Annotated in this window: 16 protein-coding genes; 8 read left to right on the top strand and 8 right to left on the bottom strand. The window is 63.4% G+C overall.

Translation table 11 applies throughout. The features are described 5' to 3' along the window. Nucleotides 1–27 precede the first annotated feature (27 nt). The 7 genes from GGR38_RS18440 (at nt 28) to GGR38_RS18410 (ending at nt 7504) form a co-directional block, all read left to right on the top strand. On the top strand, nt 28–1365 hold the full coding sequence (locus GGR38_RS18440) for a PAS domain-containing protein (RefSeq protein WP_183627621.1): 1338 nt from the start codon (nt 28–30) through the stop codon (nt 1363–1365). Between the two features lie 86 nt (nt 1366–1451). Beyond that, complete coding sequence (locus tag GGR38_RS18435) at nt 1452–2795, top strand: M48 family metalloprotease (protein WP_246404972.1); 1344 nt, start codon at nt 1452–1454, stop codon at nt 2793–2795. Between the two features lie 33 nt (nt 2796–2828). Next, nucleotides 2829–3533, top strand: coding sequence for a DsbA family protein (locus tag GGR38_RS18430; RefSeq protein ID WP_183627619.1), 705 nt, complete (start codon nt 2829–2831; stop codon nt 3531–3533). Nucleotides 3534–3583: 50 nt separating this feature from the next. Then, nucleotides 3584–4744, top strand: coding sequence for a sensor histidine kinase (locus tag GGR38_RS18425; protein WP_172340100.1), 1161 nt, complete (start codon nt 3584–3586; stop codon nt 4742–4744). Between the two features lie 62 nt (nt 4745–4806). Continuing rightward, the gene (locus tag GGR38_RS18420) at nt 4807–5607 is read left to right on the top strand and encodes a LytR/AlgR family response regulator transcription factor (protein ID WP_172340099.1); all 801 of its coding nucleotides are present in this window, start codon (nt 4807–4809) and stop codon (nt 5605–5607) included. A gap of 256 nt (nt 5608–5863) precedes the next feature. Then, the gene (gene nadC / locus GGR38_RS18415) at nt 5864–6724 is read left to right on the top strand and encodes a carboxylating nicotinate-nucleotide diphosphorylase (protein WP_183627618.1); all 861 of its coding nucleotides are present in this window, start codon (nt 5864–5866) and stop codon (nt 6722–6724) included. Then, nucleotides 6725–7504, top strand: a complete 780-nt coding sequence (locus GGR38_RS18410) for a ribonuclease T2 family protein (RefSeq protein WP_183627617.1) — start codon at nt 6725–6727, stop codon at nt 7502–7504. It abuts the gene before it with no gap. On the opposite strand, the gene GGR38_RS18405 is transcribed toward GGR38_RS18410, so the two are convergent. Next, complete coding sequence (locus tag GGR38_RS18405) at nt 7501–7956, bottom strand: nucleoside deaminase (RefSeq protein ID WP_183627616.1); 456 nt, start codon at nt 7954–7956, stop codon at nt 7501–7503. The two genes, GGR38_RS18410 and GGR38_RS18405, sit on opposite strands and share 4 nt — an antisense overlap. Nucleotides 7957–8082: 126 nt before the next feature. Between GGR38_RS18405 and rpmB the strand changes: the two genes are divergently transcribed. Next, on the top strand, nt 8083–8373 hold the full coding sequence (gene rpmB, locus GGR38_RS18400) for a 50S ribosomal protein L28 (protein ID WP_172340095.1): 291 nt from the start codon (nt 8083–8085) through the stop codon (nt 8371–8373). A gap of 318 nt (nt 8374–8691) precedes the next feature. On the opposite strand, the gene GGR38_RS18395 is transcribed toward rpmB, so the two are convergent. From GGR38_RS18395 to fdhD, 7 genes are all read right to left on the bottom strand, one after another. Beyond that, complete coding sequence (locus GGR38_RS18395) at nt 8692–10335, bottom strand: M28 family metallopeptidase (protein ID WP_183627615.1); 1644 nt, start codon at nt 10333–10335, stop codon at nt 8692–8694. A gap of 27 nt (nt 10336–10362) precedes the next feature. Further along, entirely contained in the window at nt 10363–12465 is a 2103-nt protein-coding gene (locus GGR38_RS18390; protein ID WP_183627614.1) for a M3 family metallopeptidase, read from the bottom strand. Nucleotides 12466–12480: 15 nt separating this feature from the next. After that, on the bottom strand, nt 12481–13608 hold the full coding sequence (locus GGR38_RS18385; protein ID WP_183627613.1) for an aspartyl/asparaginyl beta-hydroxylase domain-containing protein: 1128 nt from the start codon (nt 13606–13608) through the stop codon (nt 12481–12483). After that, nucleotides 13605–15635, bottom strand: a complete 2031-nt coding sequence (locus GGR38_RS18380) for a tetratricopeptide repeat-containing sulfotransferase family protein (protein WP_343059168.1) — start codon at nt 15633–15635, stop codon at nt 13605–13607. Before GGR38_RS18380 ends, GGR38_RS18385 begins: the two co-directional genes overlap by 4 nt. An 83-nt stretch (nt 15636–15718) precedes the next feature. Next, nucleotides 15719–18808, bottom strand: coding sequence for a TonB-dependent receptor plug domain-containing protein (locus GGR38_RS18375; protein WP_183627612.1), 3090 nt, complete (start codon nt 18806–18808; stop codon nt 15719–15721). Nucleotides 18809–19407: 599 nt separating this feature from the next. After that, a complete protein-coding gene (locus GGR38_RS18370; RefSeq protein ID WP_172340089.1) occupies nt 19408–20079 on the bottom strand; it encodes a glutathione S-transferase family protein in 672 nt (223 codons plus the stop codon). A gap of 75 nt (nt 20080–20154) precedes the next feature. Then, complete coding sequence (gene fdhD / locus GGR38_RS18365; RefSeq protein ID WP_183627611.1) at nt 20155–20958, bottom strand: formate dehydrogenase accessory sulfurtransferase FdhD; 804 nt, start codon at nt 20956–20958, stop codon at nt 20155–20157. Nucleotide 20959 lies beyond the last annotated feature (1 nt).

Below are 20959 nucleotides of genomic sequence, written 5' to 3'. Positions count from 1 at the left end.
CGTTGGAAACATGGCGGGAGACACGAGATGGACGGCGCCCGGAGCTTTTTTGAACGCAATGCCGGAACCGGTTCGATCGCCCCCAATCCGGTGTCGGACGAGGACGAGGACGCCTCGCCCGATCTGCCCCCCGTGGTGGTGGCCGAAGGCGAGCGCCGGTTGCAGATCCGCGCCTATGACCATTGGACCCGGTTGCTGGGCACCAAGGCCATGCCGCTGATCGCGGATCTGAAACTGGACCAGATCGGCAATATCGCCCAACATGCGGTGCTGATCGATTTTGCCGACAGCGCCGCCGACCCGCGCATCAGCTTTGTCGGCGAGATGCTGGCGCAGGAATGCAATGTCGGGCGCGACATCACCCGTCTGGACCAGGTGCCCGAACATTCGATGCTGGCGCGCCTGACCGGGCAATATATGCAGATCATCGCCAATCAGGCGCCCATCGGCTTTGAAGAAGAATTCCTGAACGCGCGCGGGGCGATAATCGCCTATCGCGGCATGCTGCTGCCCTTTGCCGAGGAAGCGGGCGGGCCGATCCGCTATGTGCTGGGCGTGGTCAACTGGAAGGAAGCGGCCGATGCATCGCTGAGCGAGCAACTGGCGCGCGAATTCAACGCTTCGTTTCACGAGGATGGCGATGCAGGCCCCGCACGCCTCAGCCCCGAACAGACCGTGGCGCAATGGGCCGCGTGGGCCGATGGGCCGCAAGCGGCCGGGGCCGAAGGGCCGCAAGCGGCCGGGGCCGATGGGCCGCAAGCCGGGATGGACGCCGCCCCGGCGCGCGATCTGGCCGACTGGCTGCGCAGCGCGCGCGATCTGGCCTATGCCGCCGGCATCACGCAGGATCGCCCGCGTCAGGCGCTGTATGAGGCCATCGGCCGAGCCTATGATTTCGCGCTGATGGCGCGGGACAAGCCGGGCGAACTCCACGAACTGATGGTGGAGGCAGGCCTTGTAGGCCAGCCGCGCGCGCCGCTGGTGCCCATCGTCAAGCTGGTGTTCGGCGCCGATTATGACAAGACGCGCCTGACCGAATATGCCACCGCGCTCGCGCATGGAATTCGGCTGGGCCTGCCGCAGGGCGCAATGGCCGATCATCTGGCGCAGGCCAGCGGGGGCCTGAAAGGCGTGGTGGCGCAGGAGCGCCGGTTGCGCCGCGATGAAAGCGCCAGCGAGGCAGAGAGTGACAATCCGCTCGACCGCCTGACCCCTCGCCCTCTGGCCTCGCTGAGCGCCAAGGGGCCGGAATATGCGGTCGTGCTGGTGCGGCGGATGGCGGATGGGACCATCGCGCTGCTGGGCGATCTGGGCGATGATCCGGCGCTGATGACGCGGGCGACAAGGCTGCTGACGCCCGAGTGATTCTTCAGGCGCGGTTCAGTGCGAAACGTGTTAGGTCTGGCCCCAGCATGTCAGTTCGTTCCGCGCTCGCCTCTGCCCTCCGCTCCATGGCTACGGTTGCCGTATGCCTGTTGGCCGCGACGCCTGCGGCGGCGCAATCGGTGCTGCGCGACGCGGAAACCGAGGCGCTGTTTCGCGATATGGCCGCGCCTCTGGTGCGCGCGGCGGGGCTGGACCCCAAGAATGTCGATATCGTGCTGGTCAATGATTCCTCAATCAACGCCTTCGTGGCCGGGGGTCAGGCGGTCTATATCCATTCGGGCCTGATCAACGAGGCTTCCTCCGCGCTCGAAGTTCAGGGCGTGATTGCCCACGAATTGGGCCACGTTGTCGGCGGCCATGCGATTGATGATCGCGGGGCCAAGATGGCGGGCAATATCTCGATCCTCTCGCTCTTGCTGGGCGCGGCGGCGGCGGCGGCGGGCGGGGGCGCGGCGGCGATGGGCGTGTTCATGGCCGGGCAGCAGATGGCGATGGGCAAATTCCTGGCCTATACGCGCGGCGAGGAAGAGGCCGCCGACGCGGCGGGCGCGTCTTTCCTGTCCAAGGCGGGCATGTCCGGGCGCGGCTCGCTGGAGTTTTTTCACAAGCTGCTGGTGATGGAAAACCGCTATGGCATGACCCATAGCGACGAGGCGAGCTTCTGGTCCACCCACCCGCTGACCGATGAGCGCATCGCCTATCTGGAAGACATCTACAAGAAAGACCCGGCGTGGAATGCGCCCAGCAATCCCGCGCTGGAGGAACGGTTCCAACGGGTGAAGGCCAAGCTCTACGGCTATCTGGCCGAACCGCCCAGCACGTTTCAGGCCTTTCCCGAGTACATGAACAATGTGCCCGCGCTCTATGCCAGAGCCTATGCCTATCACAAGGAAGGCTTTCTGGATAAGGCCACCACGGAAACCGACAAGCTGCTGGCAGGCGACCCGCGCGATCCCTATTTCCTTGAGCTGAAGGGGCAGATCCTGCTGGAGGCGGGCAAGCCTGCCGAGGCGATTGCGCCCCTGCGTCAGGCCACAGCCCTGACCGGCAACCAGCCGCTGATCGCCACCACCTTTGGCCATGCGCTGATCGCGCAGGACGATCTGGTCAATTCGCGCGACCATCTGGACGAGGCGCAGAAGGTGCTGAAAGCCGCTTTGGCGCGCGACCGGGAAAATCCCTTCGCGTGGTATGTGCTGGGCATCATCTATGCCAAGAATGGCGATCTGCCCCGCGCACGTCTGGCCAGCGCCGAACAGGCCTCGCTGTCGGGCAATTGGGGCGGGGCGCTGGTCAATGCCGAAGCGGCCAAGAACGGGCTGGCGGTGGGTTCGCCCGACGCCATCCGCGCCGAGGATATTGCGATGGAGGCCAGAAGCTATCTGGCGAAATCGAAGAAACGGAAATAAGGGCGGCTAGGCCTCCCGATATAAGGATTTTCCATGTCTCAGTTCCGCACCATCGCCCTTGCCTCGCTGTTCGGACTGGCGGGCGGTCTGGTGGGCGCGTCCATCGCTCCGATGCTGCCCTTTGGCCATGCCGGACAGGTCAAGGCGGTGCGTGAGGCGCTGCTCGAACGCCCCGAAATCCTGAGCGAGGCGGCCGAGAAGCTGAAATCGGGCGAGGCGGAAAAGCAACTGGCGCAGGTGGCCCCGCAGGCGTTGAAAGCATGGCCCGGCGCAGTGATCGGCAATCCGCAGGGCAAGCATGTGCTGGTCGAATTCATGGATTACGCCTGCGGCTATTGCCGGGCCAGCGAGGAGGATGTGGCCAAGCTGGTCGCCGCCGATCCGCAGGCGCAGGTGGTGATCCGCCAATTGCCGATCCTGACGCCCGAGAGCGTGGATGCGGCCAAGATGGCGCTGGCAGCCGCCAAGCAGGGCAAATATGCCGCCTTCCACAAGGCGATGTTTGCCGCCGGGCGCCCCAATGCGCAGACCATTGCGGCGTCGGCCCAAACCGCCGCGCTCGACATGGCCGCCGCGCAAAAGGTGATCGCCGACCCCGCCACGCAGGCCGAAATCGAGGCCAATCTGGCCCTTGCCCGCCATCTGGGCCTTGGCGGCACGCCAAGCTGGATCGCGGGCGGCAAGATCCTTGGCGGGGCGGTGGGCTATGACGCGCTGGCAGCCGCCATCAAGGGCTGATTTTTCCGGCCCCTTTCCCTTGGGCGCGGCTTCTGCGATAAACGCGCATCATGGCCGTGCTTCCCTTTCGTCCCTCACCCTTCTTTGCCAATAAGAACAAGGCGTTCTGGCGATTGCAAATGCTGGGCTGGTCAGGCGCGATGCTGCTTCGCGCGATGTCCAGCCTGGCCAACAACCAACCCGCCAGCTTTCTGGTGCTGGTGCTGATCGCCACGATCACGGGCTTTTCGATCTCGCTGCTGCTGGCGGTGGTCTATCATCAACTGATCGGTCAAAGGCCGCTGATGACATGGGGCGTGACGATGGTGGTGCTGCCTTTTGCGGTGTCGCTCTATGCCTTCATGGATGGCTGGGTGATCGCGCTCTATCGGCCCGACAGCATCGCCAGTTTCGCGCAATTGTTCATCGGCGTGTTCTATCTGGACGCCACGCTGCTCGGCGCTTGGTCGGCGCTCTATTACGCGATCAACTTCTTCCTGCGGATCGAGGAGCAGAACGACCAGTTGATGCGGCTGGAAAATCAGGCGACCAGCGCGCAACTGGCGATGCTGCGCTATCAGCTCAACCCGCATTTCCTGTTCAATACGTTGAATTCGATCTCCACGCTGGTCCTGCTCAAACAGACCGATCAGGCCAATGCGATGCTCACACGGCTGTCCTCCTTCCTGCGCTATACGCTGATCAACCCGCCCACGGGCCGCGTCACTGTCGCGCAGGAGGTCGAGACGCTCAAACTCTATCTGGACATCGAGCGGATGCGGTTTGAGGAAAGGCTGCGCACCACCTTCCGCATCGACGAATCCTGCAAGGACGGGCTGCTGCCCTCGCTCCTGCTGCAGCCTCTGGTTGAAAATGCGATCAAATATGCCGTCAGCCCGCAGGAGTCGGGCGCCGAGATCACCATCGCGGCGGGCCTGCTGGGGCAAAATCTGCGCATCACCGTGTCCGACACCGGGCCGGGCATGACCGCGCAAAATGCCGAAAACCGGTCCAGCGGCATCACCTATGACGGGCGCGAACAGGTCTCGACCGGGGTGGGCCTTGCCAATATCCGCGACCGTCTGGTGCAGGCCTATGGCACCAGCCACCGCTTCGATATGTACGAACCGCCCGAGGGCGGATTTGCCGTCACCATCGAAATACCGTTCGAAAAGCGCCAGTCGTCGAGTGCGCCCGCATCGGTCACCCCACGTTCAGCCTTGGCGGTGTGAAGGAAAAGGAGTTACAACGACTCCCGATCCGCAAAATGCGGCAACAAGCAGGATCCCATTGCATGACCATCCGCACCATTCTCGTCGATGACGAAAAGCTGGCCATCCAGGGCCTGCAACTGCGGCTTCAAAAATTTCCCGACGTGGAAATCATCGACACCTGCAACAATGGCCGCGAGGCGATCCGCAAGATCAAGACCGAAAAACCGGACCTCGTTTTCCTCGACATCCAGATGCCCGGCTTCGACGGCTTTGCCGTGGTCAAGGGCGTGATGGAAATCGAACCGCCGCTCTTCGTTTTCGTCACCGCCTATCAGGAACATGCCGTGCGCGCCTTTGAGGCCAACGCGGTGAATTACCTGATGAAACCGGTGGACGAAGATCGCCTTGCCGATACGCTCGACCGCGTGCGCCAGCGCCTTGCCGACAAGCGCTCGTCCGAGGAAGCTGAAAAGCTGAAAAGCGTGCTGGCCGAGGTCGCCCCCGATGCGATGGACGCCATGGAGGACGAACCCGTCGATACGGGCGCGGACCGCTATGAAAAGCTGCTCAACATCAAGGATCGCGGCCAGATCTTCCGCGTCGATGTCGACACGATCGAGCGCATCGAGGCCGCGGGCGACTATATGGTCATCTATACCGCCGACAATTCGATGATCCTGCGCGAAACCATGAAAGACCTCGAACGCCGACTCGACCCGCGCGTGTTCCAGCGGGTGCATCGCTCGTGGATCGTGAATTTGAACCTTGTCCGTCAGGTGAAGCCCCATACCAATGGAGAATGCTTCCTCGTGCTGGAATCCGGGGCGGATGTGAAGGTTTCACGCTCGTACAGGGATGTGGTGGCGCGGTTTGTGCATTGATTGATGGGTTTTAAGGGGTTTTGCCTCCGGCGGGCAAAGGGACTTGTCCCTTTGCAATCCCGGTAATGGGGGTGGCGCTTGGTTGGCGGCGAAGCGTGATCGGCTTTAAAGCCTGCGGCGCGGGGGCCTCGTGCTGATCGGCGCCGCAGTCTTTGCCGCGTCCGATACCCAACGTCGCCCCTATCGCGCGACAAAGACAGTAATGGGAGCGCGAGGGTCTAGACCCTCGCATCATCCATCTTCTATAGCCTCTTGCATGACCTTCACGCTCCAAGGCTTTGACCTGCCCGCCTTCATCCACTCCACCCTCGCCGAGGATCTTGGCGAAGGCTGGCCCGGCGGCGGGCATGATGTGACCAGCGAGAGCGTGATCCCCGCTGAGGCCCGCTTTATCGGCGTGATGGACAGCCGCGATGCCATCACCGTGGCGGGCCTGCCGATTGCGGCAGCGTTTTTCCGTCATCTCGACCCTGAAGCGGAAATCGAACTGCTGGTGCAGGACGGCGACCGCGTGGCCCCCGGCACCCATCTGATGCGCATCACCGGCATGGGCCGCGCCCTGCTGACCGCGGAGCGCAGCGCCTTGAACACGGTGCAGCATTTGTCGGGCATCGCCACCATGACGCGCGAATATGTGGACGCCATGGGGAATACCGGCGCGACCCTGCTCGACACGCGCAAGACCATTCCGGGCCTGCGCGTGCTGGAGAAATACGCGACACGCATGGGCGGGGCCACCAATCACCGCATGGGCCTGTGGGACGCGGCGATGATCAAGGACAACCATGTCGCCATCGCGGGCGGGGTCGGCCCTGCGGTCGCCCGCGCCAAGGCGGCGGGCATCGCCAACATCATTTGCGAGGTCGATCACCTCAACCAGATCGAACCGGCGCTGGAGGCTGGCGCGACCCATCTGCTGCTCGACAATATGGGGCCCGAGATGCTGGCGCGCGCCGTCGAGCAGGTTTCCGGCCGTGCGCCTTGCGAGGCCAGCGGCGGGGTGCGGCTCGACACGATCGGGGCGATTGCCGCTTCGGGTGTGGATTACGTCTCGGTGGGCCGGTTGACGCAAAGCGCGCCTGCGGCGGACATCGGCCTTGATTTTGAGGAGGTGTAAATGCGTCTGATCCTGACCACGCTTGCCCTTTCGCTGATCCCCGCAGCCCTGATCCCAGCACAGGCCATGGCGCAGCAATGCGTTGCAGCCCAGGTGGACGCCTTGCCCAAGATCTCGCGCCCCGCTGCCGAACCGGTCAAGCCGGTGGCGAAGCATCCCATCAATGTCTACAGCTTCGTGATGAGCTGGACCCCGTCCTATTGCGCCGGTCTGAAAGGGCCGCTGAAAGATCCGGGCGACAAGCTGCAATGCGGTCAGGACAAGCCGCCCTTCGGCCTCGTCGTCCATGGCCTCTGGGGCGAAACGGATGGGACCAGCTGGCCGCAATGGTGCGCGACCAAGGCCCCCGCGCCCACTTTGCCGCAATTGCAGAAGCATCTTTGCATCATGCCCTCGGCCGCAACGCAGATGCATGAGTGGAAAAAGCACGGCGCCTGCGGCCCTTGGACCAGCGGCGGCGCCTATTGGCAGAGCGTGGCGCGGCTTTATGCCAAGCTGAAAAAGCCCGACCTCTACAAGCTGGCCAAGGACGGGCGGATGGTGTCGGACGCGGTGGTCCATGCCTTTGTGGACGCCAACCCGATGTTCAAGGACCATGAAAAGGCCATTCAGGTCCAGACCATGCCAGCCGCCGACGGCTCGGGCAAAGTGTGGCTGAAGCAGGTCCATCTGTGCTTTGAGCCCAAAGATATCGAGAAGGGCAGCTTTGTGCCCAAGGCCTGCCCCGCGCCGTCGAGCAGCGACCTGTTCATCATCCCGACGCTGCGCAAACCCGCTTAACGGCGGGCTGCAAAAAAATCCCGCAGCATCTGGGCCGCCTCATCCTCGCCCATCCCGGAATAGACCTCGGGGCGGTGCAGACAGGTGGGTTGGTCAAAGATCCGCCCGCCATGCGCCACAGCGCCGCCCTTGGGGTCGGCGGCGGCATAATAGAGCCGGCCGATGCGGGCATGGACGATCGCACCCGCACACATCGCGCAGGGCTCCAGAGAGACCCACAAGTCGCAGCCATCGAGTCGTTCGTTGCCCAGCGCCCGCGCCGCCTCGCGAATCGCCAGCACCTCGGCATGGGCGGTGGGGTCGCATCGGGTGCGCGGCAGGTTATGCGCGGATGAAATAATCACGCCATCCTTGACGACCACCGCGCCAATCGGCACTTCTCCGGCGCCCGCAGCCGCCCGCGCCTCGTCAAAAGCCCGGCGCATGGGGGCGGGAAGTGGCCATCGCGTCATAAAGGCAAGGGCTAGCGCAGCGAAAGGTCCAAGGCAACTTGACCTTTTCCACACGAATCGTTATGCGCGCCCCCTCACCCGCCTTTTATGCGGGTCATCGGATTCTTTCTTAAGCGAGTAGCACCCATGTCCCGTATTTGCGAACTGACTGGCAAAGGCCGCCAGGTCGGCCACAACGTCAGCCACGCCAACAACAAGACCAAGCGCGTGTTCCTGCCCAACCTGCAGAACGTCACGCTTCTGTCGGAAGGTCTTGACCGCAGCTTCAAGTTCCGCGTCTCGACCCACGGCCTCCGCTCGGTGGAACACGTGGGCGGCCTCGACAACTGGCTGCTCAAGAGCGCCGACGACAAGCTCAGCCCGCGCGCCGTCAAGGTGAAGCGCGAGCTGGCCAAGAAGGCCGCTGTCGCCGCCTGATTCTTCCCCTTTGGGGTTGATGTGAAAAAGCCCGGTGGGGGATTCTCCGCCGGGCTTTTTCGTGTCTGAGATTTGAAGGAAAGTTGAAGATGCGAGGGTCTAAACCCTCGCGCTCCCATTAATGTCTTTGTCGCACCATGGGTTCGGCCAAGGGGTGTCGGACGCAGCGTTTCAGGAATAAAGCCTGCGGCGCGGACAGCGATGCCTTTGCAGCGCCGCAGGCCTTAAACACCAGCCCCAAACACCCCGTGGCCAACCTTCCCCAACCCCATTACCGGGATTGCAAAGGGACCGAGTCCCTTTGCCCGCCGGAGGCCCCTACTTCCCGCTTTTCAAACTCGCATCGCGAATCCCGCGAAACTCATCACTCTTGTGCCAGTTGGGCCACATCGCCCCATCAGCCAGAATCCGCCCCAACTTATAAAAGACCTTCACGTCCTGCGTGATGCCCGACCAGTCCCAGCTATCCGAATATTCGTCCGACGGCTGGTGATAGCGGTGCTCGACATAATCCTCGGTGGCCAATGCGCCCGCCTTGGCGCCGCCTGCAAACAGGTCCTGCCCGCGCGCGATGTCGAACATGGGCACGCCGCGCTTGGCGAGGCTGAAGTGGTCCGAGCGGTAGTAGTGGCCGCGTTCGGAATGGTCCTCGGGGCTTTCATACAGGCCTTCCTGCTTCAGCACGGCGCGGAAAATGCCGGTGAGGTCGGATTTGTCGCCCCCGGTGATGGCGTAATTGCGCGCGCGGCCGATCGGGGCCAGCGCGTCCATATTCACCCCACCCACCGTTTTGGCCAGCGGATAGAGCGGGTTCTGGCCATAGAATTCGCTGCCCAGCAGGCCCGATTCCTCCAGCGTGAGCGCGACAAACACCTGACTGCGCCGAGCGGGGCCAGCCTTCACATTGGCCTTGGCCAGCGCCACCAGCGCGCCCACACCGGTCGCATTATCCACCGCGCCGTTACAGATGCCATCGCCCTTGGCATCCTTTTCGCAGTGCCCAAGATGATCCCAGTGCGCCGAATAGAGCACCACCTCATCGGGCTTCACCCGCCCCTTTTGAAGCCCCACGACATTGTGCGATTCGGCCCGGCGCAGCGTGCTGTCAAACGACAGGCTGGCCTTCAGCCCCAGCGGCACGGCCTTAAAGCCCTTCTGCTTGGCCGCCTCGGACAGTGCCGCGAAATCCTTGCCCGCCGCGGCAAAGACCTTTTTCGCCACGCCCATCTGGATCCAGCCATTGGCCTCGGTCTGGTCCATCGCATTGTCGGGCCGCGCCACATAATATTCCGAGCCCGACCAGCTCGACTGCACCACATTCCAGCCATAGGCGGCGGGATAGGTGTCATGCACGATCAGCGCCGCGCGCGCGCCCTGCCGGGCCGCCTCTTCGTATTTATAGGTCCAGCGCCCGTAATAGGTCATGCGGCGGCCCTTGAAGAGGCCCACCTCGTCCTTGGCGGCATAATCGGGATCGTTGATCAGGATCACGGCCACCTTGCCGTGCATGTCCACCCCGGCATAATCGTTCCACCCCAATTCGGGCGCGTTGATGCCATAGCCGACAAAGACCAGATCGCTGTCCTTGATCTCGGTATGGGGCACATGGCGGAAACTGGTGGCGACAAAATCGCTGCCCCGGACAAAGCCGACGCCGCCGATGGTCAGCGGGCTGCTTTGCGCCATGGTCATTTCGACGGTGGGCACGGTTTGCAGCCACCCGCCCTTTTCGCCGCCGGGCTTCAGCCCGGCTGCCTTGAAACGCGCAATGATCGCATCCAAAACTTTCGGCTCAACGGCGGTGGAGGGGCCACGCCCTTCCATATCATCGGCCGAGAGGGTTTTGACCGTGTCTTTCATCAGCGCCACGTCAATCGGCGGCACCTTGATCGCAGGAGACGCCGCCAAGGCAGGCGCAGCCGCGCCCAGCAGAAAAGCGGCCAGCAAGGGCGAATATTTCATGTCTCAAACCTTCTGATAGGGGGAATTTCAGTCGATCAGGCCCTTGGCGCGCAGCATCGGCGTGACCGAGGGATCGCGCCCGGTGAAGCCTTTGTACATGGCCGCATAATCCAGCGACGACCCGCGCGAGAGCACCAATGCGCGGAAACGCTCGCCATTGGCGCGGCTCAGGCCGCCATGGTGGACGAACCAGTCATAGGCGTCATGGTCGAGCATCTGGGTCCACAGATAGGCGTAATAGGCGCTGGCATAACCATTGGCCCAGATGTGGCGGAAATAGCTGGAACGATAGCGCGGCGGGACATGGGCGGTGTCCAGCCCCGTGGCGGCCAGCGCCTTGGCCTCGAACGCATCGACATCCTGACGCGGCGCATCGGCAGACAGCGCGTGCCAGTCCATATCCAGCATCGCGGCGGCCACCACCTCGCCCAGATCATAGCCCTGATCGATGCGGCGCAGGTCTTTCAATTTTTCCACCATGGCCGGGGGCATGGGCGCGCCGGTCTGATAATGGCGTGCATAATGGGCCAGAACCTTGGGATCGGTGGCCCAGTTCTCATTGAACTGGCTGGGGAATTCGACGAAATCGCGCGCGGTGTTGGCGCCCGACATGCTGGGGTAATACTGGTCCGAGAACAGGCCGTGCAGCGCATGGCCAAATTCGTGGAACATGGTGATCACATCGTCGAAACTGACCAGCAGCGGCTCTCCTGCCGCCGGTTTGGCGAAATTTTCGACATTATAGATGACCGGTTTGGTGCCCATCATCCCTGACTGGCCGACGAAATTGCTCATCCATGCGCCGCCCTGCTTGTTGTCCCGCTTCCACGGGTCCCAATAGAACAGGCCCAGCTCCTTGCCGCCCTTGTCATAGACGGTGTAGGTGCGCACATCTTCCTGATAGACGGGCAGATCGGTGCGGCGTTTGAAGCTGATGCCGTAAAGCTGGTTGGCGGCGTAGAAAACGCCATCCTCCATCACCTTGTTGATCTCGAAATAGGGCTTGGCCGAGGCGGGATCGAAGGAGAGCTTGGCCTTCAGGCTTTGCCCGGCGTATTTCTGCCAGTCCCACGGCTTGACGCTGGTGTCGCCCCCGTCCTTGGCGATCAGCGCCGCCAGTTCCTTGACCTGCCGCTCCTGCGCGGCCTTCAGCGCGGGGGCCAGCTTGGCCATGAAGGCGCGGGCGTTGGCGCCGTTCTTGGCCATCTGGTCATAGAGCTGATAGTCGGAAAAATTCTTGTAGCCCAGCAGCTTGGCCTTTTCGGCGCGCAACTGCGCCATTTCGGTGATCATCGCGCGCGTGTCATGGGCATCGCCGCGCTCGCTGCGGGTCCAGCTCGCCTCGAACAAGGCCTTGCGCGTCGCGGAATCGGACAGGCTTTCCAGTTGCGGCTGCTGCGTCGTGTTCTGCAAGGGCAGCACATAGGTGCCCGCGGGCAGCTTCTTGCCCTCGGCCGCCTTGGCCGCCGCCGCAATCTCGCCCTCCGACAGGCCCGCCAGCGCCGCCTTATCCTTCACCACCAGCGCAGCATCACGCGTGCCTGCGGTCAATTGCTGCGAAAATTCGGTCGACAGGCTGGCAAGGCGCTGGTTGATCGCTTTCAGCTGGGTCTTGCCCGCCTCGTCCAGCAGCGCGCCGCTATGGGTAAAGCTCTCATAGGTGCGGTCGAGCAGGCGACGCTGGACGGGCGAGAGCTTAAGGCTGGCCGCCTTCTCATGCAGCACCTTGATGCGGGCGAAGAGCTTCGCATTGAGCGACACTTCATCATTGAGCGCCGCCAGCTTGGGCGCCGTGACCCGGTCCACCCCGTCCAGCGTGTCATTGGTGTTGGCGCTGGTCAGCGCGGAAAACACCTGATTCACACGGTCGAGCATCTGGCCCGCACGCTCCATCGCCTCGATGGTGTTGGCAAAGGTCGGGGCGGCAGGATTGGCGGCAATGGCATCGATCTCGGCCCGTTGCAGCGCGATGCCGCGTTCGATGGCGGGCTGGAAATCAGCGTCCTTGATGCGCGAAAAATCGGGCGCGTGGAACGGCAAAGGCGAAGGCGCATCAAACACCGTCTGCGCCCCCGATGCCGCGGGAATCATCGCCAAAGACGCCGCCATCACCATCAAACGATGCTTCATCAAACTGCTCCTTGTTTAACCCAGATTTCCGGCAGCCGTTTCCTGCGCCACGATGGCGCGCACGGCGTCGCGTTCCCCCGGCGTCAGATCCGGGTGCCAGATGTCGAAAATCATCACCACGCGCAGATGGTCGCTCGGGTTCATTGCCTCATGCTCGATCGTATCGTCGAACACGAAAGGCTCTCCCTCGCGCCACATCCGCGTTTCGGCCCCCACCCGGAACCAGCAGCCATCGGGCACCACCAGCGGCACATGGCACAGCAGCCGCGCATTATTGACCCCCACATGAGGCGGGATCGCCGTATGGGGCGCCAACAGGGAAAACAGCGCATTGGCCGAAGCGCCCGGAATATCGGGCTGGGGCATGCGCGAGAGCAATTCCATCGTGACCGGACATTGCGCGGCATTGGCCGAAACCATCTCGCCCCGGCGGATCAGGTGGATCGCGGTCCAGTCGGGATTGTGGTTCAACGGCTGCCACTGGCGCAGCGCCTGATGCTCGGCATATTGGATATAGGGGGCCAGTTCGGCGCGGTCAGAACGCATCACGGCCAGCATCTCGTCGCGGATCGCCTCGGTCGCGGCGGCAAGATCAGCCAGCCATGGGAAGCGCTCGGCCGGGTGATATTCGCGCATGCTCAGGCCGGGATAGAAGAAATGGGTCGGCTCGGAATAATAGGGACGGGTCTGGCGCAAGGTGTTGCTGCGGAAACGGGCGATGCGCCATGCCTCATCGCCCCCCACCGCTTCGCTGGCCTGCGTGGCCTGCGCCATCTGCGCGGCGCGCGCGGCGCGCCATTGATCGCGCAACGCTTCGCCATGGGCCATCGCGGCCAGCAGCGGCGGCGGCAGATCGCCCTCCGGCCTTTGCGCCAGCGCCTCGTCCCACGCGCGGCCCACGCCGGGATCGCCGATGCCCTCCAGCAATCCGGCGCGCATACATAATGCCATAAAATCAAGCGGCGCCAGCGCCAGTCCCGCCTCCACCGCGCGCAGGGCCCGGTGCGGTTGGCGCAAAGCGCGGCGCAGGCCCGCCAGTTGCAGATAGCGCGTCAGGCTTGGCTCCTCGCCTAACGCCTGCTCCAACTGCTCCGCCGCCCCGGCCAGATCGCCCGCGCGAACCATGGCCTCGACAGCGCTCATGCCTGCGGCCCCTCACCATAGCCAAAACGTTCGATCCAGCCCGCAAGGCGCGCGGCCACCGGGGCCAGATGCGCCTGATAGTGCCGCCACCGCCCGGCGGCGCGCTGATAGATCGGCTCGGTCACCTGGGCATAGCTGGCGGTGATGACGGTGCCGCGCGCGCGGGCGGCCTCGCGGTGATCCACCCCGCCATCGGGCCAATCCAGCCCCAGCCAGTCGAACAAGGGCCGCAATTCGGCGTCTTTATCCTCGACAAGGCGTTCATAGACCACCTCGCCCACGGGCAGATCGAGCAGCGCCCGCGCCTTTTCCCACTGGCCAAAGGCGGCTTCATACAGCGCGGCAGCATCCTCCAGATCGAGGAAGCTGGCCATCGCATTGTTCAGCCGGAAATTGGTCAGCCAGCAGGACAGCACCACATCGCAGGGGTGGCGCAGGGCAAGGATAAACCGGCTTTCGGGAAACAGGCGAGCGATGGTGGGCGCATGGCGCAGATGCATCGGATGCTTGTCCAGCACGATGCTGTCGGGGCCCAGATCGGCCAGTTCACCGGCACGGGCGAAATAGAGCGCGCGGGCCTCCTTGATCTGATCCGCGCTCAATCCCGGCAGGGCGGCGATGCCCCCCAATTGCGCCTCGATCTCGGCTATGATCGGCGCTTCCTCCAGCACGCGCACGCGCGGCTCGGCCATCAGCATCGTGTCGAGCAGCGTTGTGCCCGAACGCGGAAAGCCCAGCAGGAAGATCGGCGCGGGCCGCGCGCGCGAGGGCGTAAACGCGCCCCACCCCGCCCGCCATGCCGGGGTCAGCAAAGCTGCGCCCGCCTCGATTTCCGCCCGATAGCGCGCCCCGCGCCCGCGCGGATCGGTGGGGTCGGTGGCAAATTCGGCATTCATCGCAGCAAAACTGGCAAAGGCCTCATCATAGCGCCCCAGTCGGTCGAGCAGTACCCCGCGCAAGTGATGGCGCTGCCCCGCCGTCACCGTTTGCTCGCCCGCCGCCTCCAGCGCGGCCAGCGCCTCGTCATAGCGATGGGCGCGTTTATGGCGCAGCGCATCGATGAAGGAGAGCGAGGCGGCATCGACATGGGCCACCGCCTCGGCGCGCAAAGGCTCGATCTCATCCTCGCGGTTCAATCGTTCCAGCAGGCTGGCCAGGCCGACCCACGCCGGGGCAATCGAGGGGTCGATCGCCAAAGCCTTGCGAAGCGGCGCCTCCACCTCGTCGAACAGACCCATCATGGCGCAATGCTGGCCCCAATCGGCCTGAATCTGCGCATCATCGGGGGCCAGACGCGCCGCGGTGGAAATCGCCTGATGCGCCCCATCGGCATCGCCCGCCCCGCGCAGCACGTCAAACATCGCGTAATGTGTGGCTGCCTCCTGCGGAAATTCGCGGACCAGCGCGCGCAGCAAAGCCTCGCCTTCCTCGCCCCGCCCGGCCTCGATCAGCGTCTTGCCCAGATTGAGCCGCACCGGCGCGGAATCGGGCGCCAGCGCCGCCGCCCGGCGCAGCGCCGACACCGCCTCATCCCAATCCTCCAGCGCGCCAAGCGCATTGCCCAGATTGTTCCACCCCGACCAATCCCGCGCATCGCCATCCAGAGCGATGCGGTAAAGCGCGGCGGCGCGGGCGAATTCCCCCGCCTCCTGCGCCAGATGGCCGCCGATCCGCGCCAGGCGCAAGGACCGGTCCGCCCGTGCCGCATCCTCTTCGCACAGCGCCAGCGCCGCATCCCCGGCCCCGGTGCGATACAGCGCCTCGGCCAGATTGGCGCGAACCGTATTGTCGGCGGGCTGAGCGCTATGGGCAAAGCGCAGATGGGGGATGGCATCGGCAAATTGCCCGCGATGAAACTCTACCGCCCCGGCCAGCGCAGCAAACACCGGCCCGCCCGCCCCGCGCGCGGCCGCGCGGCGCACCGCAACCGCCGCCTCGTCCATACGCCTGCCGCGCGCAAGGGCGACAATCTGCGCAATCGCCTCCTGCTCGTCGGCCTGTGTCATCCCGCCAGCGTCAAGGCTCACGAAAATTCCCCTTCTATCATAAGCAAACGGCGGCCCCTCCCGAGGGAGAAGCCGCCGCTGCCGATCACATTATGCGCAAAGGGTCAGAAGTTGACCGTCGCGCCAACGAACAGATAGCGACCCAGCGAGTCATACACGCCCGGATAGGTATTGCCATTGCAATAGACCGACTGGCAGGAGCTAAGAATGGAACCGTCCGAGGCGCCCGAGGAAACCAGCGGCGGATCCTTGTCAAAGATGTTGTTCACACCGGCACGGACCGACAGGTTTTTGCCCACCTTGCCCGTCACGAACAGGTCGAAATAGCTCATGGCCGGAAGCTTCGCGTTATAGGTGCTGTAGTCCGTTGCCGCGAGCGTGGGCGAGGGGTTCGTATATTCGACCTTGGCCGAACCGACATAGCGCCAGGTCAGCGACACATCGATGTTCTTGGGCGTCGACCAGGTAAGGCGGGCCTTGTGGCGCCAGTTGGGCGCCGGAACCCCGCAGGTGCTGCCATAATAGCCTGCGCAGTCATAGGCCGGCGACAAGCCATTATAGGTGGACTTTTCGCTCAACGCCGTACCCGTCAGGCTGGCGTTAAGGCGGCCCCAGACGCCAAGGTTCTTTGAATAGCTTGTATTGACTTCAAAGCCGGCCGTCTTCACCCAGCCCACATTGTTATCAAGATCGGTGACATAGCCATCGGGCGACAGCCACAGCGAACCAGCCGCATTACGCTTGATCAGACCGCAGGCCAGTGCGCTGCCCGAGTTGCACGCACCCAGGATGGCGTCGGCGCCATAGGCCTGAATGGCCTGATTGATCTTGATGTCGAAATAATCGACGCTCATCGACAGGCCCGGCACCTGATGCGGGGTGATGACCACGCCCACGGTCTTGGTCGTGGCCTTTTCCGGGCGCAGGTTGGCATTGCCGCCCAGATAGCCGTTATATTGCGCCGCCGGATTCGAAGCCACAGTCTGCCCCACACGCAGGCCCTGGGCCAGACAGCCCGTGTCGGCGGCGGTAATCGCCGTGCCGGCACAAGGATCGGTCACGCCGTCAAGGCCGACATAGTTGGCGCGGAACAGCTCCTGAATGTTGGGCGCACGCACCGCGCGGTTAAGGCTGGCGCGGATGCGGATATCCTCGATCGGCGTAAAGTCCAGTTCCAGCTTGTAGGTGCCGGTCTTGTAACCCTTACCGTTGTTGATCGCATAATCCGAATAACGGAAACCGCCGTTGAAGGTCAGCATCCGGTCGATCACCGGCACCGCTATTTCGCCAAGGAACTCGGTGACGTGATAGCCGCCGTTGATCGGCAGGGTCGGCGCGCCCTGGCCGGTCAGATCGCCCGACTGGAACGCATTGTCGGTATTGAGCACCAGCTTTTCGGTGCGGCGCTCGATGCCCAGCGCGATGTTCACGCCATCGCTGGCCAGCGGCGATTTCAGGCCATAGGTGCCAAGGTCGCCCGTCAGCGTGCCGGAGATCACCGTCTGGCTGGTATAGCCGTTCTGGAATCCGGTGGCATTGAGATAGGCCAGCGAGGCAGCCGAAGGCGATCCCGACCAGATGTTATAGGGAACGCAGCCCGACGAAGGATAGGTGAGCGAAATGCGGCACACCGGCGTGCCCGAAGGGCCGGTCACGACATCAAGCGCATAACCCAGACGCTGGGCCGAAAATTCGTTCGAATAGACCTGATTATAATTGGTCCGCCCATACTGGAAATAGGCGTCATAAGCCCAGCCATGGCCCAGTTCGCCCTTCGAGCCGACCACCGTACGGAACGAGGTATGCTGAAGATCGCTGACACGGGCGCCGCCTTCGACGTTGCGGCGCAGCAACTGGAAGAAGGCCGTGTAATTGTTGGGGGCCAGCGTCGCCTGGGCCTGCGTGGCAGGAGACAGCCCGTTATAGACCGAATCCACCAGCGGGAACGTGCCCAGATAGTGGTTGACCATATTGTCGGACGTACAGATCGCATTATGCTGCGCCGCGCTCATCAACGGATTGTCGCAGTTGATCGTCAGCGTGTTGCCAAAGTCACCCGAGGGGGCGATCTGGGCCACGGTGTGATCGTCCATGAACATGAATTCAAGATAGGGATGCAGCGCCGAATTCACTTCATAATCGGCGAACAGACCGGCGGTATAGCGCTGGTCAGGACGCTGGAAGTAATTGAGCGGGGCAAAGTTGTAGCGCGTAGGGGCCCCGCCAAACGTACCATTGCCCAGGGTGCCGACCGTCGAGGACACATTGCCCTTGCCATCATTGGCGTAATAAACCGCATTGCCATTTGCCGAGATCGACGAACCGCCGCACCGCAGATTTGAAGCGCTGCCGGGCACGTTCTGGACCGTGCACTTGGAAAAGTCGCGCGCGGACTGAAGCAGCGCATTGCTCTGGCGATAGCCGAAATAGGCCATCACATGGCCCGCGCCATCGGCAAACTTGGTGCCATAGGAAATCGTGGCGTCGACATTGTTGCCGCCCCAGGTGTTGCCCGTGGGATAGTCAAAACCCGACAGCCCCGCGGCCGTTCGCGCGTTCAGCAGGCCCTGCACCATGGTCGAGCCATTGTTGTGCTGATACAGGCCATCGTTGACGTCGATGCGCAGGCCGTTGAGGTCCTTGTCCATGACAAAGTTGACCACGCCCGCCACCGCGTCTGCGCCATAGGTGGCCGATGCGCCGCCGGTCAGCACGTCGACGCGCTTGATCAGCGAGGCGGGGATGAAGTTAAGGTCAGCCGCCGAGCTGCTGGTCGGGCTGGGATCGCCCGCCATCAGGCGGCGGCCGTTGATCAGCACCAGCGTGCGCTTGGGACCAAGACCGCGAAGGTCGACTTCGGCCGTGCCGCTCGCGCCATTGGCCAGCGTCGAGGATTGCGCGGCAAAGACCTGCGGCAACTGGTTGAGGATGTCTTCCGTACGGGTCGTGCCCGCCACTTTCAGGTCAAGCGCCGACACGGTGGTGATCGGAGCGGCTGACTTGAGGTTCGGATTGACGATGCGCGTGCCCGTCACCACGATGGTGGCCGAAGTGTCGACCGGCGCGGCGGGGGCCGGCGGCGGACCATCGACGATCGAAGCCTGTTGGGCATAGGCGGGACCGGCCAGCATCGCGATGCTCATCACCAGCGGCGCGGCGCCATGCCTCAGTGCGTTTGCAAGGTTCGTTTTCATGTTCACCCCTTTGTTACGCGCGCTGCGCGTGCGGCCAGCCGCCAAGGATTGGCCCGGACAAAGCTCCGTTCGTTCGGCAAGCGTTGAGGCCCGACTTCCTGATGCCCCGGAAGTTTGCATGGCGCGCCCCCGCACGGTGACAGAGCAATGGCGCTGTCTTGCCGCTGTGGCGGGCCGGGGTAAAGAAGCTGACACTTCTGTCAGTTAAATATTGCGCCAATGTTGCAATTCAGTCACATTTGTTGCATCAAAGCAGCGGGCGCAAAGACCGATAGTTGCAAGTACATGAAATAAAATGCCATTTTATACGCTGTTTATGGCGCATTCCATATCAATAGATGCATACTTGAGAAACAAACCTGCAAATCAGACAAATGCGGCCTCGGACGGGCAAAAATCGCGCCGGATAAGGGCCAGTCCGTATGTTTCGGCTTTGCAACAAAGCAATTGGGCAGGCCGCCCTCCTGCCACAGGATCAGGCGGCGCAAATCGTCGCCCCGCCAAATGAAAAGCGGTCGCCTGATTTTATGCAGCATTCAGAGATAAGGATGCCCCGGAGCTGTCGCCCGGACCTGTCTCAGATCCGGCCCGATCAGCGATCAGGCATTGAGATCCGCATAATGGCTGGGCGGCTGGATCACTTCCATCCGTTCGGCCAGCAGGGGGCGGAAACTGGGGCGGCTTTTGAACACCGAATACCATGTGCGGGCCTGCTCATGCCCGCTCCAGTCCAGCCCGCCCAGATAGTCGCAGACCGAAATCTGCGCCGCCGCGGCCAGATCGGCCAGCGACAGTGTCGCCCCGCCCAGCCATGGCCGCGTATCGACCAGATAATCGATGTAATAGAGGTGATCGTGGGCCAGCCGCATCGCCTCGCGCAGCACCCGCGAGTCGGGAGACTGGCGCAGCACCAGCCGCTTCATCATCCGTTCCTGCAACAGAGGCCCGGTGACATCGGCAAAGAATTTCTCGTCGAACATCGCGACAAGCCGACGGATTTCCGCCCGCGCCGCCGCCGTGCCAATGATCAGCGGGCTGCGCTCGACGGTTTCTTCCAGATATTCACAGATCGCCCGGCTATCCGACAGGGCCAGCCCTTTTTCCGGGTCCTGAAGCACCGGGGTGCGCCCCGCCGGGTTCAGGTTCAGAAACTCGTCGCGCATGTCCCACGGATTTTCGCGCCACAGCTCATAGGCAATCCCCTTCTCGCCCATGACGAGACGGACCTTGCGGGAGAAAGGACAGAGCGGAAATTGATAAAGGCGCCACATGGACCATTCCCTTGCCCCATCGGATGGGCATACCGCAAGAGAGCGCGCCGATTTTGACCCGGATAAGCGCTCAAACTATCGCGAGGTGACGCAAATCACACTATCGTTCCGCGCCAGAACCCATAGCGAGAGCCCCGCATCGCGCGCACGCGCCACCGCCAAAGAGGTGGGCAGCGAAATGGTCACCAGAGTCATCGCCCCGGCCTTGACCGCCTTTTCAACGATTTCATACGAACATCGCGCGGTGGAAAACAGGAAGCCATCGCCCAGCGAGACACCCGCCCGCGCCACCGCGCCCACCAGCTTGTCCACCGCATTATGCCGCCCGACATCCTCGCGACAGGCAAGAATAGCGCCATCCGGCGCACAAAAGGCGGCGGCATGGGCGGCCGATGTGGCGCGGCCCAGCGCCTGATGCTCGCGCAATTCCTCGCCCGCCTCGAATATAGCCTCCGGGGTGATCGCGGCATGGGGCGCGACCTGCGGCAGGGGCCGGGCCACGACCTCCAGATTCTCCATCCCGCACAATCCGCAAGAGCTTTCCGCCACCCGCGCCCGCACGCGCTCGGACAATTTCGCCGCGTCCAACCCGTCGATCTGCGCCCGCAAAATCCAGCCGATGTCGAGATGCGCCACGCCGATCTCGCCCATCTGCGCGGCGTCCGAAATCAGCCCCTCGGCCAGCGCAAAGCCGGTGGCGTAATCGATCAGATCGGACGGGGTGGCCATCATCACCGCATAGGCAAGGCCATTGAATTCCAGCGCCACCGGCGCCTCGGGCACCCACAGGCGCCCGGCATAGGCCACCGATCCATCGCGCCCGTACACTTTTCCCCCGCTGTCGAGCGAAAAGGGCAAGGGTTCGGGCGCGGGGATCATG

This window comes from Novosphingobium sediminicola (genome assembly GCF_014196525.1).
Taxonomy (GTDB): domain Bacteria; phylum Pseudomonadota; class Alphaproteobacteria; order Sphingomonadales; family Sphingomonadaceae; genus Novosphingobium; species Novosphingobium sediminicola.
Note: the sequence above shows the minus strand (reverse complement) of the source record. Positions and strands in the feature narration are given on the sequence as shown.